At 70.3% G+C, this 16,172-nt stretch carries 12 protein-coding genes and 1 pseudogene; 11 read left to right on the top strand and 2 right to left on the bottom strand.

From position 1 onward, the window contains the following. Nucleotides 1-19: 19 nt before the first annotated feature. The gene (locus ACIOMQ_RS24610) at nt 20-847 is read left to right on the top strand and encodes an inositol monophosphatase family protein (protein ID WP_401265994.1); all 828 of its coding nucleotides are present in this window, start codon (nt 20-22) and stop codon (nt 845-847) included. On the opposite strand, the gene ACIOMQ_RS24605 is transcribed toward ACIOMQ_RS24610, so the two are convergent. Together ACIOMQ_RS24605 and ACIOMQ_RS24600 are read right to left on the bottom strand one after the other, a co-directional pair. Then, nucleotides 823-1,248: a VOC family protein gene (locus ACIOMQ_RS24605; protein ID WP_362197034.1), complete on the bottom strand. Its 426-nt coding sequence runs from the start codon at nt 1,246-1,248 to the stop codon at nt 823-825. The two genes, ACIOMQ_RS24610 and ACIOMQ_RS24605, sit on opposite strands and share 25 nt — an antisense overlap. Further along, nucleotides 1,245-2,048: a nucleotidyltransferase domain-containing protein gene (locus ACIOMQ_RS24600; RefSeq protein ID WP_362197140.1), complete on the bottom strand. Its 804-nt coding sequence runs from the start codon at nt 2,046-2,048 to the stop codon at nt 1,245-1,247. Before ACIOMQ_RS24600 ends, ACIOMQ_RS24605 begins: the two co-directional genes overlap by 4 nt. A gap of 159 nt (nt 2,049-2,207) precedes the next feature. Between ACIOMQ_RS24600 and ACIOMQ_RS24595 the strand changes: the two genes are divergently transcribed. The 10 genes and pseudogenes from ACIOMQ_RS24595 to ACIOMQ_RS24550 all read left to right on the top strand — a co-directional run bounded on the left by ACIOMQ_RS24595 (nt 2,208) and on the right by ACIOMQ_RS24550 (nt 16,136). Then, nucleotides 2,208-3,623, top strand: coding sequence for a phytoene desaturase family protein (locus ACIOMQ_RS24595; protein WP_402190324.1), 1,416 nt, complete (start codon nt 2,208-2,210; stop codon nt 3,621-3,623). A gap of 107 nt (nt 3,624-3,730) precedes the next feature. Beyond that, nucleotides 3,731-4,255, top strand: coding sequence for an O-acetyl-ADP-ribose deacetylase (locus ACIOMQ_RS24590; protein WP_362197028.1), 525 nt, complete (start codon nt 3,731-3,733; stop codon nt 4,253-4,255). A gap of 264 nt (nt 4,256-4,519) precedes the next feature. Continuing rightward, nucleotides 4,520-4,708 (top strand): annotated as a pseudogene (locus tag ACIOMQ_RS24585) (alpha/beta hydrolase); the annotation flags it as partial. 649 nt (nt 4,709-5,357) lie between these two features. Next, the gene (locus ACIOMQ_RS24580) at nt 5,358-6,734 is read left to right on the top strand and encodes a serine hydrolase domain-containing protein (RefSeq protein WP_402190320.1); all 1,377 of its coding nucleotides are present in this window, start codon (nt 5,358-5,360) and stop codon (nt 6,732-6,734) included. A 214-nt stretch (nt 6,735-6,948) separates the two neighbouring features. Then, complete coding sequence (locus ACIOMQ_RS24575; RefSeq protein WP_401265988.1) at nt 6,949-8,541, top strand: ABC transporter substrate-binding protein; 1,593 nt, start codon at nt 6,949-6,951, stop codon at nt 8,539-8,541. An 80-nt stretch (nt 8,542-8,621) separates the two neighbouring features. Continuing rightward, complete coding sequence (locus tag ACIOMQ_RS24570; protein ID WP_401265986.1) at nt 8,622-9,587, top strand: ABC transporter permease; 966 nt, start codon at nt 8,622-8,624, stop codon at nt 9,585-9,587. Then, nucleotides 9,584-10,537 (top strand): ABC transporter permease, encoded by a 954-nt coding sequence (locus tag ACIOMQ_RS24565; protein ID WP_402190317.1) that lies wholly within the window; start codon nt 9,584-9,586, stop codon nt 10,535-10,537. The genes ACIOMQ_RS24570 and ACIOMQ_RS24565 overlap by 4 nt, the downstream gene beginning before the upstream one ends. Continuing rightward, nucleotides 10,534-11,499: an ABC transporter ATP-binding protein gene (locus ACIOMQ_RS24560; protein ID WP_362197013.1), complete on the top strand. Its 966-nt coding sequence runs from the start codon at nt 10,534-10,536 to the stop codon at nt 11,497-11,499. Before ACIOMQ_RS24565 ends, ACIOMQ_RS24560 begins: the two co-directional genes overlap by 4 nt. Continuing rightward, nucleotides 11,496-12,521, top strand: coding sequence for an ABC transporter ATP-binding protein (locus ACIOMQ_RS24555; protein WP_402190315.1), 1,026 nt, complete (start codon nt 11,496-11,498; stop codon nt 12,519-12,521). The genes ACIOMQ_RS24560 and ACIOMQ_RS24555 overlap by 4 nt, the downstream gene beginning before the upstream one ends. 234 nt (nt 12,522-12,755) lie before the next feature. Continuing rightward, the gene (locus ACIOMQ_RS24550) at nt 12,756-16,136 is read left to right on the top strand and encodes a serine hydrolase (protein WP_401756050.1); all 3,381 of its coding nucleotides are present in this window, start codon (nt 12,756-12,758) and stop codon (nt 16,134-16,136) included. Nucleotides 16,137-16,172 lie beyond the last annotated feature (36 nt).

The following is a 16,172-nucleotide window of genomic DNA, read 5'->3' as shown; positions in this document are numbered from 1 at the left end:
CCGTGCTTAGCTGGGGGGCATGATCGATGACTTCCTCGCCGGGGACCTGACCGAGATCGAGGCAGCGGTCCGCGCAGCGGCCGCCGCCGAGATCATGCCGCGCTACCGGCAGCTCGCCGCACACGAGATCGTCGAGAAGAACGGCCCGCACGACCTCGTCACCACCGCCGACCGCCTCGCCGAGGAACATCTCACCGCGTCCCTGACCCGGCTGCTGCCCGGTTCGGTGGTCGTCGGTGAGGAGGCGGTCCACGCCGATCCGAAGGTGTACGACGCCCTGGGCGGCGACGCGCCGGTGTGGATCGTCGACCCGGTCGACGGCACCCGCCAGTTCGTCCGCGGCGAACCGGGCTTCTGCACCCTGGTCGCCCTCGCCCACCGCGGTGAACTCCTCGCCTCGTGGACGTACGCGGCCGCCCTGGACGAGATGGCCATCGCGGTCCGCGGCCGCGGCGCCACGCTCGACGGCAAGGCGATACGGTCCGGCTCGCCCGCGCCCGGCGCCGTGCTGCGGGTGGCGATGTCGCACCCCGACTACACCACCGACGACCAGAAGCGCGCCCTGATCGGCCTGCGCACCGAAGGCATCGACGCGCGGCCCTGCGGTTCGGCGGGCCTCGAATACCTGGCCGTCGCGCGCGGCGACCAGGACGCGGTCGCCTTCAACTGGGAGTACGCCTGGGACCACGCGGCGGGGCTGCTCCTGGTCACCGAGGCGGGCGGTGCGCAGGCCACGCTCTCCGGCGCCCCCTTCCGTATCACCGGCGGCAACGCCCTGCCGTTCACGGCGGCCCGCGACGAGGCGACCGCCGCACGCATCCGTCAGGCGCTGGGCGCCGGGGCCTGAGCGCCCGCAGCCTCGCCGTTGCCATGCCTGACCAGGCAGAACGGGTGCCCTGCCGGGTCCGCGCAGATCCGCCACGAACGCCCTGTCCCGGCGCCGTCGTCGAGCACCCTCGCGCCCGCGGCAACGGCCCGGGCCTGCGCCGCGTCCAGGTCCGGGACGCCGAGGTCCAGATGGAACTGCTGGGGGCGCGCCGGGTCCGGCCACCGGGGCGGCCGGTGGTCCGCCACCCGCTGGAAGGCGAGGACCGGCCCGCCCGCTGTGTGGAGCGTCGCCCAGCCGTCGCCGAGCGCCCACCGCCCGTCCGGCCGGTTGACCTCGCCGCCGAGCAGACACTGGTAGAACTCCGCGAGGCGTACGGGATCGGAGCAGTCGAGCACCACGCACTGCAGTTCGGCGATCACGGCCGGACCCCGCTCTCCCCGGCGCCCGCTGCGAGCACCGACCGTACGTCCCGCACCAGCTCCGCGGCCCGCTCCACCGCCGCCGCGTCCAGCCCCCGCAGCGCCTCGTCGATCCGTCGGGCGAAGTCCACCGGGGTCTCCGGCAGGGCGGCCGCCGCGGCCGACGCACCCTTCTCGTTCAGACACCAGGCGCGGTGGTGGGCGTGGAGGGACTGGGTGAGGATGCCGAACGCCCGTGACAGGCACAGGGCTACGTGGAGCGTGTCACCGGTGGGTGCCGACTTGCGGGCGGCATCCACCGAGAAGCCGGCCTCCCACGCGGCTTCGACGAGCGCGGTGCGCAGCGGCTCGGGATAGTTCCGGGTCTCCCGCTGAAGTTCCGTCAATTCGCCCCGGGGATCGGCGAGTACCCGGCCGAGCGCGACCTCTCCGGGATACGCGGGGGACCAGAACCCGAGCGGATGCCCCGGCTGTACGCCCACGTCGAAGCGTCCTTCGCGGCAGTCCGCCCAGACCGCCTCCACCCGGTCCAGATCGCGCAGGATCCAGTCCACCGGGACGCCGTCCACCCGCAGCCAGGCCCCGCCGTTGACCCACGGTCCCCAGCCGCCGGGACCAGCGACCTCGGCCGGGGAGCCCTGCACCTCGGACGCCAGCGCGGTCAGTGCGGCCACATCGGGAGCGCCGCGGTAGTACACGCCCAGATCCCAGTCGGAGTCCGGGCGATGGGTGCCACGGGCCCGGCTGCCGCCCAGGACGACGGCACGGATGCCGGGCAGCGCGGTGAGCCGGGAGGCCATGTCGGCGATACGGGCGGGAACGTCGGAGGCGGGGCCCGTCACGGGCGCGGCCGGGGAATCCGGTGTATTCATCGAGCGGTGACCCTACCCGGGACCGTTCCGTCGGCGCCTCGGAATATCCTGGGTGTCCTGGCCGTCGGCTGACGAAGGAGTCCGAAGGTGCCGTCGATGCTTGATGCTGTCATCGTGGGGTCGGGGCCCAACGGACTGACCGCCGCGGCCGAGCTGGCCCGCCGCGGCTTCGCCGTGGAGGTCTTCGAGGCGGCCGAAACCGTCGGAGGCGGTGCCCGTACCGAGGAGCTCACCCTCCCCGGCTTCCGTCACGACCCCTGCTCCGCCGTCCATCCACTGGGCATCGGATCGCCCGCGTTCGCCGGGATGCCGCTCGCCCGGCACGGCCTGGAATGGCTCCAGCCCGAGCTGGCGCTCGCCCACCCCTTCCCGGACGGGTCGGCCGCCGTGCTCACCGGTTCGGTGGGGGAGAGTGCCATGTCGCTGGGTGCCGCGGACGCGGGGGCGTACCGCAGGCTCGTCGCCCCGTTCATCGGCCACTGGGACACCCTCGCCGAGGACTTTCTCCGCACCCCGTGGGACGGGCTGCCCCGCGACCCGTACCGCTGGGTGCGTTTCGGTCTCGACGCGCTGCAGCCCGTGACACTGCTCTCCCGCAGGTTCCGCGGCGCGAAGGCACGCGGTCTCATGGCCGGGCTCGGCGCCCATGCCATAGCCCCCGTCAGCGGCGTGGCCACCGGCGGCATCGCCCTGCTCTTCGCCCTCGCCGCGCACGAGAGGGGCTGGCCGGTGCCGCGCGGCGGGTCGCAGGCCATCTCCGACGCCCTCGCCTCGTACACACGCGAACAGGGCGGCACGATCCGTACCGGTACGGAGGTCAAGCGCCTCGACGAGCTCCCGCCCGCCCGCGCCTACGTCTTCGACACCTCGCCCACCGCCCTCGCCCGCATCGCGGGGCTGGGGCACGCGTACCGCGACTACCGGTACGGAGCGTCCTGCTTCAAGATCGATTACGCGCTCTCGGGTCCCGTCCCCTGGACCGCGCAGGAGGCCCGCCGGGCCGGAACGGTCCACATCGGCCCCACGGCCGGCGAGATCGACGCCGCGCTGAGCGCCGCGGTGGCGGGCCGCGACCCGAGCGTGCCGTTCCTGATCACCGCGCAGCCCAGTCTGGTCGATCCGTCCCGCGCGCCCGAGGGCCGGCATGTCTTCTGGGCGTACGGACACGTCCCGGCGGGCTGGGAGGGCGACGCCACCGACGTCATCGAACGGCAGTTGGAGCGCTTCGCCCCGGGTTTCCGCGACCTGGTGCTCGCCCGCGCGGTCGCCGGGCCGCCCCAACTCGCGGCACGCAACGCCAATTACGTCGGCGGTGACATCGCGTGCGGCGCGTTCTCCGGCCTCCAGACGGTGATCCGGCCCAAGCTCGCGCGGGTGCCGTACGCGACGGCGCATCCGGCGGTCTTCCTGTGCTCCTCGGCCACTCCGCCCGGTCCCGGCGTGCACGGCATGTCCGGCCACCACGCGGCGAAGGCGGTCTGGCGGCGGCTGCGGGCGGTCTGAGCGGCACGGCCCCGTCCGAGGTGAGGGGCCGGGGCCGCCCGGACTTCCGCGGCGATTTCCGGGCGCCGTGGAAGCCCGGACGGCGGGTACACGGCATCATGGGCCGCATGCGCACACCTGAGGCCGTCACCGTCACCCTGGTACGCGGTGACATCACCCAGCAGACCGCCGATGTCATCGTCAACGCGGCGAACTCCTCCCTGCTCGGCGGCGGCGGGGTCGACGGAGCGATCCACCGGCGGGGCGGCCCGGAGATCCTCGCCGCCTGCCGGGAGTTGCGCGCGTCGCACTACGGAAAGGGCCTGCGCACGGGCCAGGCCGTCGCCACGACCGCCGGAAAGCTCGACGCCCGATGGGTGGTCCACACCGTCGGTCCGGTGTATCGGGTTTCCGGCAGTGAGCCGTCCCTGCTGGCGTCCTGCTACCGCGAGTGCCTGCGCGTCGCCGACGAGCTCGGCGCGAAGACCGTCGCCTTCCCCGCCATTTCGGCTGGCGCGTACGGTTGGCCGCTTGAGGATGCCGCGCGTATCGCCGTGGAGGCGGTGCGGGCGGCTCACACAGCCGTCGAGGAAGTCAGGTTCGTCCTCTTCGACGACCGGGCGTACGAGGCGTTCGTCGCGCAGGTCGGCTGACATTCGTACGCTGCTGAAGCAATTGCTCGGCCTGATCCCCCACCGATCCTGGAGCCCGTCGCGAAGGCCGTCCGACCTGCAGGGCCGGGTGGTGTGCGTGATGGGCGGTGTGGGCGTTACGGGCGATATCCTGACGCTGAAATGACGCTCTCCGAGGCATCCTGACGCTCATTTGACGCTTGTTCTGATGAGTCGTCAGGCGCCATGTGCCACTGGTCGGACGGTCTGCCCGCTGCGCGGGCGTGGCAGGTCGAGGAAGTCTCCGAGGCGGTCGTCGAGGGACGGGCCAAGGACGTGTCGTTCGTCCTGGACCGGCTCACCGGGCCCCGGCCCGCCTGGAAGCACGCGGAGACGATCGACTCCCGCAAGATCGGTATGGCCGGGCACTCCATCGGCGGAGCAGCCACAGCACGCACCATGGCCACGGATTCCCGGGTGGACGCGGGCGTCAACTGTGGTTGGGCCCGGCACGTGGGCCGAGTGGCCGGCTGCCGCGCTCGCGAGCGCTGTCGTGCGCCGGCCGCGGACGGGCCCGCGCGCACCGCACCCGGCGGGCAGCGGCCCAAGGCGCGGAGCCCTCAGGAACGGTCACTGACCCCACAACTCAAGGCGCCTCTGGACAACATCCGCCGGACAGGCCCCACACGCGCCGCAGCTGAGAAGGCGATGACGCTGTTCACCGCCCGGAAGGCCATCAGGTACGACGTGCTCGGCTGAACCTGCTGTGCAACAGGATCCTCGGAGGCGCGTCCAGACCTGACGGGGCCCTACTTGGCCAACTGCGTCCGGCCCCGAAAGTTGCCGGGCCGGGCCGCTGGGGGATCCGGCTACCTGCTGCCCACACCGCCGTCGGCGAGCACCTCCATCCGACACGGACAGCGCCACTGCCGTTGGCCGATTCCACAAGGCTTCGAAGGAACTTCTGAAATCGCGTCCAACGAAGACGCGTGCCCACCGGTCCAGACTTTCCCCGTGGCAGCGACTGCACCCGCCGCGCCCCGCGGCCGGTGCTGCTTCCGGACATCAGCACCACATACACGGCAACACACAGCCGCAAGGCCATCGGACCCGATCCGTACTCCCTGGACAGGATGATCTCGCCATGAACTCCATGTCCCATCCACCGGCACCATCGTCCCTCAAGGCCGTCGAGACCGCCGAGCGTGCATTGCGCGAAGCGCCGTTTGCCGCCGGGCTGTCGATGGCCGTGACCGACCGCACCGGCGTCATGGCGTCGAGCGTGCACGGGCTCGCCGACGTCGCCGCCGGGCGGCCGGTCACCGCCGACACGCTCTTCGAGATCGGCTCGGTCTCGAAAGGATTCACCTGCGCGCTGCTGCTGCAAGCCCAGGACGCGGGGCTGATCGACCTCGATCAGCCGGTGGCCCGGTACCTGCCGTGGTTCCGGGTGCGCTCGCGCTTCGCCCCCATCACCGTACGGCACCTGATGACGCACACCGCGGGGATCATCGAGGGCTCGGACTTCTCGGGGGAAGCGGCGTTCGAGGTCTGGTCGCTGCGCGAAACTGAGGCGACGTCTCCACCGGGGACCTGGTTCCACTACTCCAACGTCGGCTACAAGGCGCTGGGCCTTGTCCTGGAAGCCGTCCACGAGCGGCCCTACCACCAGACTCTGCGAGAGCTCCTGCTGGCTCCGCTGGGCATGACGTCCGCGGTACCCGCGATCACCGACGGGGTGCGGCCCCGGCTGGCGGTGGGGTACGAACCGCGCTCCGGCGGCAGTGCCCCGATCGCAACCGAGGGTCTGATACCCGCGACCTGGCTCGAAACCGCCACCGCGGACGGCAGCATCGCCGCCACCGCGCTGGACATGACGGCTTGGCTGAGACTGCTGCTCGGGACGGGCACCGGCCGCCTGCTGTCGGACCACGGCCGAGAGGAGATGTTCTTCCCCGCAATCGCCCTCGACGACGACCACTCCGGCTCCTCCTACGGCCTGGGCATCAGGACGGGCGAGATCGACGGGCGCCATCATGTCTGGCATTCCGGCGGCATGATCGGCTACTACTCGGCAGTTGCCTGCGACCTCGACTCGGGGATCGGAGCCGTCGTCCTTGCCAACGGGCCCGGGCCCTGGCAGGAAGCAGCCCTGCACGCTCTCGCCGCCGCACGCGCCGAAGCTTTGGGAGCGCCGGTCCCCGAACTCACCGTTCTGCCGCACGACGAGGAGCCTCCCCGCGCCGACCCCCCGCCTCCGGCGTGGGCGCCGTTCGTCGGCCACTACCGCTGTCACAACCCCTGGCTGCCCGGCCTGCGCGTCGTCGCGCGCGACGGCAGGCTGTGGGCCTGGCTGGGCGACGGTGACGAGCAGGTGCTCACCCAACTGCCGGACGGCAGCTTCCGGATCGGCGCGGACGAACGGTCACCAGAGCGTCTGCGGTTCGACACCGTGATCGACGGCACCGCGACCCGCGCCACACACTCCGGGTGCGCTCTCTACCGGTCGTTCACCCCCTGAGGACGGAACCGGACGACCCCTCCGACGTCACCGGATCGCCGAGCACCGATCACCGCAGCGGTCGCGTTCCCCCTCCCCGCAGGGCCACAGGATCTCCACTCCCACCCGTACCCGAGGTGATGTTGCCATGAGACTCAGACGCACCCTCGCTCCTTGCCCTGCCCGGTCACGTGGACCGAGCCGCTTGCGGCGAAGTGGCGTTGCCGTCGCCGTCGTGGTGGCTCTCTGCTTCAGTTCCGCCTGCGACAGCGCCGCCACCCGGAACGTCTTCCGGCTCGGCGGCACCGAGCCGATCGACTCGATGAACCCGTTCGTGGCCGTGAACTCGTCGTCGTACTCGGTCTTCGAGAACATCTATCCGTCCCTGGTCCAGGTCGACCCCACGCTGAAGACCGTGCCGGACTTCGCCGGCAACTGGCAGATGTCGCCGGACGGAAAGACCTGGACGTTCCACACCAAGCCCGGCGCGAAATGGTCCGACGGCGAACCACTGACAGCCGCGGACGCGGCCTGGACCTTCGAAACGGTCATCAAGCACCAGGAAGGGCCCACGGGCAGCCTGGCCGGCTACGTCGCCTATATGGAGAGCGCCACCGCGCCCGATCCCAACACCCTGGTGCTGAAGTACTCCCGGCCGGTCGCCAACGTCCTCGCCCAGATGTCGGGCATACAAATCCTGCCCGAGCACATATGGGCGCGATACGCGGTCGGCAACGGCAAGGGCCTGCTCACGTTCACCAATCCGGCACCGGTCGTTTCCGGCGGCCCGTTCACCCTGGTCAAGTACGCCCAGGGCCGCATCGCACTGCTGAAGCGCAACCCGCGGTACTACGGCCCCGCGCCGCACATCGACGGACTCGGCCTGCAATTCTTCGACACCGACGACGCGATGATCACCGCACTGAAAAGCGGCCGGCTCGACGGGGTGCAGTCGGTGGCGCCTACTTCGGTGGCCCCGCTGAAAGCGGCGGGCCTCGTCGTGGCGTCAGCCGCCGGAGCGGCGTTCGACGACCTCATCGTCAACGCGAACCCGAAGCAGGCGGCCGACCATCGTGAGCTGGTCAACCCGCTGGTCAGGGAGGCATTCGACCGAGCGATCGACAGGAACGCGATCGTCAGGACGGCACTGCTCGGCTTCGGCCGGCCCGGGGCGTCGATCATCCCGCCGTCGACCGGGCACTGGAGTGACCCGACGATCAAGCCGACCCCGTACGACCCGGCCGCGGCGAACCGTTTCCTGGACGAAGCCGGTTACCGCATGGGGCCCAACAAGATCCGGATCGCGAACGGCCACCCGATGTCGTACACCGTGATCATGCCCGCCAGCATCACCAACGGGTACGGGGCCCGCTCGTTCCAGATCATTCAGGCCGGCTTCAAGAAGATCGGCGTCCAGCTCGTCCCGAAGCACATGGACGCCTCGGCTGCCAACGAGGCTCTCTTCGCCAAGAAGTACCAGAGTTTCGAGGCCGCGATGTGGGGCTTCTCGCTCACGACCGACCCGGACGGGATGCTCTCCTATCTGACCTGCCGGTCCCGGTACAGCCTCAACGACACCGGGTACTGCACCAAGTCCTGGGACGGCCTGTACGCGAAGCAGGCCACGGCGATGAACCCGGCGGTCCGGCAGCGGATCGTCCATCAGATGCAACAGACCGCCGCCCGGGAGCATTTGTACCTGGTGCTGGACTATCCGGATTCGATCGAGGCGCACTCCTCCTCCTGGACCGACCTGCCGGTGATCGAGGGCAGTTCGTTCTCGGCAACCTCGAAGATCCCGTTCCAGACCGTCCACCGGGTCGGGTGAGCGATGAGTCACGCAACGCGGAGTCGGCTCGCCCACTCCCCGGCTGAACTCGCCCACTCCCCGGCTGAAGGGGGAGGCTCGTGAACCGCGCGGAACATCTGTTGAAGCGAGCGGCGTTCGCGCTGACCACGATCTTTGTAGCGGTTACGACCAACTTCTTCCTCTTCCGCGTGCTGCCGGGTGACGCGGTGACGAACATGGCCCGGGTGCCGCACGCCAGCCCCCAGCTCAAGCACGCGCTGACCGCGGAGTTCGGGCTGGACAAATCGAAATGGGAGCAGTACCTGATCTATTTGCGCAACCTCTGCCACGGGGACATGGGTATTTCGTTCGCCCATCGGCAGCCGGTGCGCGAGTTGCTGATCGCGGACCTGAGGAACACGGTGCCGATGGTGCTGGCCGGTACCGTCGCCGCGATCGTCGCGGGCGTCCTCTCGGGAGTCATTTCTGCCTGGCGGCGCGCCTCAGTGGCCGATCACCTGAGCACGAACCTGGCGATCTTCGCGTACGCGCTGCCCAGCCAGTGGCTCGGTCTGGTGCTCCTGATCCTGTTCGCCGGGGTCCTCCCGTCGGGCGGAATGATGAACGAGTTCCTCTTCGAGCCCGCGCCGTTCTGGCAACACCTGGGTGACATCGGTGCACACGCGATCCTGCCGGTCGTCACACTGATGCTGACCGCCTACGGCGGTTACACGCTGGTCGTGCGCTCGTCGATGCTGGAGATCCTCGGAGAGGACTACGTCCTGACCGCGCGGGCCAAGGGCCTGCCGGCCCGGCGCATCGTCTGGAGGCATGCGGTGCGCAACGCGATGCTCCCGATGGTCACGCTGATCGCTCTGGACCTCGGATACATCGTCGGCGGCGCCGTGCTGATCGAGGTGCTCTTCAGCTGGCCCGGTATCGGCCTGGCCATGTACACCGCACTCAGCCAGCGGGACTACCCCATGCTGCAAGGCGGATTCCTGATCCTGACCGTCTCGGTGATCCTGCTGAACCTCCTCGCCGACCTGGTCTACGCCCGACTCGACCCGAGGATCCAGCGATGAGTGTGCAGACCAGCAAAGCGTCACCCGGCGCGGAGGTCGTCGGTCCACACCGGAGCGGTTTCCTTCGCACCGCGTTGCGTGAGCACAAGGCCGCGGTCGCGGGCCTCGCCGTCATCGTGTTCTTCGTCGTTCTGTCCGTGATCGGGCCCTGCATAGCGCCGTACAGCGCGACAGCACAGACCTGCGCGGTCTACGCCCCGCCGTCGGCGCAGCACTGGCTCGGTTGTGACGACGGTGGCATCGACATGTTGTCGGAACTCATACAGGGCGGGCGTGTCTCGCTGCTGGTCGGCTTCGCCGCCACCCTGATCTCCATGGTGATCGGTGGCGGATTCGGGATCCTGTCCGGGTACTTCGGCGGCTGGGTCGATACCTCGCTGATGCGGATCACGGACTACCTGCTGGTCATTCCCGACCTGGTGCTCGCCATGGTGATCGCCGAAGTGTGGGGGGCGAGTCTGCTCCACGTGATCATGGTGATCGGCATCCTTGAGTGGACCTCCACGGCCCGGATCATCCGAGCCCAGGTCATGTCGATTCGCGAGCGTGTCTACATCAAACGCACCCGCGGACTGGGCGCCGGCAACGCTCGCATCATCGGACGGCACATCCTGCCGCAGGTCGGACCGCTCCTGGTCGCCAACACCGTGCTGACCGTGGCCGTGGCGATCTACCTGGAGACAGCACTGGCGTTCCTGGGCCTGGAGGACCCCGGCGTGACGACCTGGGGGACCATCCTGAACAACGCGTTCCAGCGCACCGCGATCAGCTCCGGCGCCTGGTGGGCGATCGTCCCGGACGGATTCGCGATCGCCGCGGTGATCGTCGGCTGCTTCCTGCTCGGCCAGGCCATCGAAGACACCCTCAACCCCCGGTTGAAGGTTGCCCATCTCTCAGTACGCCGCTGGCGGCTGCGCCCGCTGATCGGAAGAGGCGAGGACGCGATATGAGCCTTCTGGAGTGCAGGGACCTGCATGTCTGGTTCGACCAGACGCACGGCGGCCGGGTGCACGCGGTCAACGGGGTGAGCTTCGACCTGGACGCGGGGCAACGGTTCGGCCTCGTGGGTGAGTCCGGTTGCGGCAAGACCACGACGATCCTGGCGCTGATGGGGCTGTTGCCGCCGACCGCCTCGGTGGCGGGCGAGGTCCGTATCAACGGCACCGACATTCTGAGCGGCGGCGAGGAATCGGTCCGCCCGTTCCGCTGGCGGGACATCGCCATGGTGTTCCAGGGCGCGATGAACGCCTTCAACCCGATGAAGACCGTCGCCTGGCAAATCGCCGAACCGATCGTCTACCACGGCGTCGCGGACCGGGCAGAGGCCCGCAGCCGCGCCGGTGAACTACTGGAGCTGGTCGGAATCCCCGCCGCGGCCGGGAAACGCTATCCGCACGAGTTCTCCGGCGGCATGCGCCAACGTGCGGCGATCGCGATGGCCCTCGCCTGTGAGCCGAAGATCCTGCTCGCCGACGAGCCGACCACGGCGCTGGACGTGATGGTCCAGGCGCAGGTCCTGGAACTGCTGACCCGTCTCTCCGACGAGCTGGGCCTCGCGCTGATTCTGGTGACGCACGATCTGCCGGTGGTCGCCCAGACCTGTGAGCGGGCCGCCGTCATGTACGGCGGCGAGATCGTGGAGGACGGGCCGGTCGCCGATCTCTACCATGCTGCCCGCCATCCCTACACCCGGCTGCTGTTCGCCGCCACACCCGACCTCTGCGGGGAGGAGCGGATCACCACGATCCCCGGGGGGCCACCCCGGCTGGACTCCGTCATCGCCGGCTGCCCGTTCCGGCCACGGTGCGACGTGCCGATGGAGCGGTGCGACGGCGAGCACCCAACGCTGAGCATCACCGGCCCGGACCACCGTGCCGCTTGTCACCGCAACGAACTCCAGGGGGCGAAATGAGCACGCCACACGCGGCGGCACCGGCGGCGGAATCACTGCTGGAAGTGGAGGGACTGGCGGCACGCTACCCGGTGCGTCGTGGACTGACCCAAGTACTGGCACGCCAAACAAGGCGCTGGGTGCATGCAGTCGACGGAGTCAGCCTCAGCCTGGCCCGCGGCGAGATGGTCGCCCTGGTCGGCGAGTCCGGCTGCGGGAAGACCACGACTGTCCAGACGATCAGCGGCATGGTCACGCCGTCCTCCGGCTCGATCCAGCTGGACGGAGCCGAGACCGTCGGCCTGTCCGAACGGAGGCTGCGCCCCCTGCGCAGACGGATGCAGATGATCTACCAGGATCCCTACGAATCACTGGATCCACGGTTCCGGGTCAGTCAGACGCTGGTGGAACCGATGCTCATCCACGGTATCGGCGGTTCGCGGAGCGGCCGGGCCAGGCTTGCCGCCGAGGCCCTGGAACGGGCGGGCCTCGCGCCGGCGGGGGCCTTCCTCGACCGCTACCCGCACGAGCTGTCCGGCGGGCAGCGTCAGCGGGTAGCGATCGCCGCGGCACTGGTCCTCGGCCCTGACCTGCTGCTCGCCGACGAACCAGTGTCCATGCTCGACGTCTCGGTCCGTGCCGGAGTGCTCTCCCTCCTCGACGCGCTGCGCCGCGACCCCGGGATGGGAATCCTGATGATCACTCACGACCTCTCCACCGCAGCCCACTTCGCGGACCGCATCGCGGTCATGTACCTGGGCCGCATCGTCGAGCAGGGGCCGGCGCAGACGGTGGTCCGCGCCCCGCGCCACCCTTACACCCGGGCCCTGCTGTCGGTGGTTCCCGACCGGGACCCCCGCAAGGCCGGGGCGCCACAGATTCTGACCGGCGAGGCCCCCGACCCGGCCAACGTGCCGTCCGGCTGCCGGTTCCGCACCCGCTGCCCCATCGCCGAAGCGCAGTGCACGACGGCCGATCCACACCTGCGATTCCCGCCGGACGCGACAGACCCGGCCCACGAGGTCGCCTGCCATCTCGCCTGAGGGCTGTCCCGTAGTCCCTGGTGGATCGGCGTGCGGCGTCGGATGCGGTGCATCGCACGGCGGAGGGACGCCCGAATGCCGGAGGTATTCGGGCGTTCCGACCACGCGGCGAGGTGCCGTAGCTGTCGTCGCACGCCCGCCAGGGACCACGGGACAGCCCTCGGGCCCTCACGCTGTAGGAACACCTGCTGATCCCGAAGATCCCCGGCACACCCTCCGACCGAGAAGAAGCCCATGACACTGACCAAGCCCTCGCGCGCGCCACGCCGCCAGCGCATCGACGACCTGACCACGTTCGCCGTTCCGGAGCAGCCGGCACTGTCGCCGGACGGCAACGAGTGCCTCTACGTGCTGCGCACCTGCGACGCGGAAGCCGACCGGAACGTGCGCGCCATCTGGCGCGTCGGCACCCGCACCGGCCGGCCGCGGCAACTGACCCACGGCACGGCCGACACCTCACCCGCATGGTCACCGGACGGCGGACGCATCGCCTTCCTGCGAACGAGGGACGAGGCACCGCAGATATGGCTGCTCCCCGCCGACGGCGGGGAGGCCGAGCAACTGACCACACTGCCACTCGGGGCCGGTGCGCCCGTGTGGAGCCCGGACGGCTCGAAGATCGCCTTCATGGCAGCGGTGGATCCGCTCGCGGCCGACTCGGACGGCATGCCGCCCGCGGCCCGTGCGAGCGCGCCGCTCGTCGCAGACCGGCTCACCTATCAGGAGGACGGCGCGGGTCTGCTGGGCGTCGTACGCCGTCACCTGCACGTCCTCGACCTGGCCACCGGGCGGTGCCGCCAGGTGACCGAGGGGGACTGGCATGCCAACTATCCTGCCTGGTCACCGGACTCGACACGGCTGGCGTTCGCCGCGGCGATGGCTCCGGACGCGGATCTGCGGGCCCGCATGCCCGTGTACGTCCTCGACGTGACCGGCGAGCCGGCGAGGCCGGAGCCGGCCGGGCTGTCCGACGGGTTCGCCGGTCCCGTCCTGTGGACGCCGGACGGTACGGCACTCCTCGTCGTGGGGACGGTCGGCGAACCGGCAGGCCACGCCCGCCTCCTGCGCGTTCCGCTCGACGGCGGTACACCGGTCGAGCCGGCCGCCGCGCTGGACCGCAACGTGATGCCAGGTGCCCCGAGCTACCCCGGGGCCCTGCCGCAGTTCGGCGACGGCGGTCGCACGATCCTGTTCTGCGTCCGCGATCGTGGCTGTACCCACCTGTACGCGGTGTCCGCCGACGGTGGCACACCCCGCCCACTCGTCGCGGGCACCGGGCGGAACGTCCACGGCCTGTCGGTGGCGGGTGACACGGCCGTCATCGTGCTCGGCACGCCGGCCTCGTTCGGCGAGATCGTCACCGTGGACCTCGCGACGGGCGCGGAAACAGTCCGGACCGAACACGGAGCGGGCCTGGCCGACATCGAACTGTTCCCGCGCGAGGAACGGGAGTTCACCGTCTCCGACGGCACGGTCGTCCACGGCTGGCTCATCCACGATCCGGCCGCGGAAGGACCACGCCCCCTGCTCCTGGACATCCATGGCGGACCGCACAACGCATGGAACGGTGCCGCCAACGAGGTGGAGCTCTACCACCAGGAACTCGTGGCACGCGGCTGGGCCGTTCTGCTGCTGAACCCGCGTGGCAGCGACGGGTACGGCGAGCAGTACTGGAATGCCGCGCTCGGTGCCTGGGGCGAGGCCGATGCGAAGGACCTCCTGGAACCCATCGACGATCTCGTGGCAGCGGGGATCGCCGACCCTGCCAGGCTGGCCGTCTCCGGCTACAGCTACGGCGGATATCTGACCTGCTACCTCACCAGCCGGGACGACCGGTTCGCGGCCGCGGTGACGGGCGGAGTGATCAGCGACCTCGTCAGCCTGGCCGGCACCGCCGATGACGCCCACCTGTTCGGCCTGTCCGAACTCGGCGCCCTTCCGTGGACCGCCCCGGACCGCTACGCGGCGATGTCACCGCTGACCCGGGTCGACCAGGTCAGGACGCCGACCCTGATCCTGCACGGCGCGGCAGACCTGGGCTGCCCGGTCGGCCAGGCCCAGCAGTGGCACACGGCGCTGCGGGGGCGCGGCGTACCCACCCGGCTCGTGCTCTACCCGGAGGCATCGCACCTGTTCGTCCTCGACGGGCCGCCGTCGCAGCGGATCGACTTCAACCGTCGCATCGTGGACTGGGTCGAGCAGTACGCCGGCAGCAGCTCCGGACCTGCACGGCCCCGCCTCGACGCCGCGCACTGGCAGCGCCGGCTGACCACGCTGGCCGAGCGCCACCACGTACCCGGAGCCACGCTCGGCATCCTGCGGATGGGTTCCGGCGGGGAGGACGAGCTCGTCGAAGCCGCGTACGGCGTGCTCAACAAGGACACCGGTGTCGAGACGACGACCGACTCCGTATTCCAGATCGGCTCGATCACCAAGGTCTGGACGGCGACGGTCGTCCTGCAGCTCGTCGACGAGGGGCTGCTGCACCTCGACACCCCGGTCGCCGAAGTCCTGCCCGAACTGCGGCTTTCCGACCCGGACGTCGCCAAGCGCGTGACCATGCGGCATCTGCTCACGCACACGAGCGGCATCGACGGCGACGTCTTCACCGACACGGGACGAGGAGACGACTGCCTGAAGAAGTACGTGGCACTGCTGGCCGACGTGGCGCAGAACCATCCGCTGGACGCGACCTGGTCCTACTGCAACGCCGGTTTCTCGCTGGCCGGCCGGGTGATCGAGAAGCTGACCGGCGACACGTGGGACGAGGCCATACGGAAGCGGCTCTTCACCCCGCTGGGTCTTGAGCGCACGGTGACGCTGCCCGAGGAGGCGCTGCTGCACCGCACCGCCGTTGGGCACGTGACCGACGGCGCGACCGAGCCAGTGCGTGCACCGGTGTGGGGACTGCCACGAGCGGTGGCGCCCGCCGGCCTGATCAGCTCGACCGTCGCCGACGTGCTCACGTTCGCGCGCATGCACCTCGCCGGCGGGCTGGCGCACGGTGGCACCCGGCTGCTCACCGAGGCGAGCGCCGCGGCAATGGCCGATTCCCAGGTGGAACTGCCGGACCACTGCGACCTCGCCGATTCATGGGGCCTCGGCTGGTCCCGTATCGGCTGGGACGGTCGCCGGCTCCTCGGGCACGACGGCTCGACGATCGGGCAGGACGCCTACCTGCGCCTGCTGCCCGACGAGCGTCTTGCAGTCGCTCTGCTCACCAACGGCGGCAACACGACGGGGCTGTACGAGGACCTGTTCGGCGAGATCTTTGCCGGGCTTGCCGACGTCGCGATACCGCCACCGCTCGGCCCACCGGCCCTGCCCGTGCCGCAGGACGTACGACCCCATCTGGGCACGTACGAGCGGGCGGGCGTCCGGATGGAGGTGCTCGACGGGGACGACGGCCCGGTCCTGCGGACGACGGTCACCGGCCCGCTGGCCGAGCTGACGCCCGGTCCGGAGACCGAGCGGGCGATGGTGTCGGTCAAGGAGAACCTGTTCGTCGTCCACGAGCCCGAGGAGCAGTCCTGGGTTCCGGTGACCTTCCACGCCCTGCCGACCGGCGAGCGGTATCTGCACGTCGCCTCGCGCGCTACCCCGAAGGTGGACTGACGTGGACCTCACTACTCTCTACGCCGACATGACCGC

The organism is Streptomyces sp. NPDC087845, assembly GCF_044742755.1.
Classification (GTDB): Bacteria; Actinomycetota; Actinomycetes; order Streptomycetales; family Streptomycetaceae; genus Streptomyces.
This window is presented reverse-complemented; position numbering and strand designations above follow the sequence as displayed.

Excerpts from the sequence above, each read along its gene's own strand:
- ACIOMQ_RS24610 (WP_401265994.1), top strand. The coding sequence starts at position 20 with ATGATCGATGACTTCCTCGCCGGGGACCTGACCGAGATCGAGGCAGCG.
- ACIOMQ_RS24600 (WP_362197140.1), bottom strand. The coding sequence starts at position 2,048 with ATGGCCTCCCGGCTCACCGCGCTGCCCGGCATCCGTGCCGTCGTCCTG.
- ACIOMQ_RS24590 (WP_362197028.1), top strand. The coding sequence starts at position 3,731 with ATGCGCACACCTGAGGCCGTCACCGTCACCCTGGTACGCGGTGACATC.
- ACIOMQ_RS24580 (WP_402190320.1), top strand. The coding sequence starts at position 5,358 with ATGAACTCCATGTCCCATCCACCGGCACCATCGTCCCTCAAGGCCGTC.
- ACIOMQ_RS24565 (WP_402190317.1), top strand. The coding sequence starts at position 9,584 with ATGAGTGTGCAGACCAGCAAAGCGTCACCCGGCGCGGAGGTCGTCGGT.
- ACIOMQ_RS24560 (WP_362197013.1), top strand. The coding sequence starts at position 10,534 with ATGAGCCTTCTGGAGTGCAGGGACCTGCATGTCTGGTTCGACCAGACG.
- ACIOMQ_RS24555 (WP_402190315.1), top strand. The coding sequence starts at position 11,496 with ATGAGCACGCCACACGCGGCGGCACCGGCGGCGGAATCACTGCTGGAA.
- ACIOMQ_RS24550 (WP_401756050.1), top strand. The coding sequence starts at position 12,756 with ATGACACTGACCAAGCCCTCGCGCGCGCCACGCCGCCAGCGCATCGAC.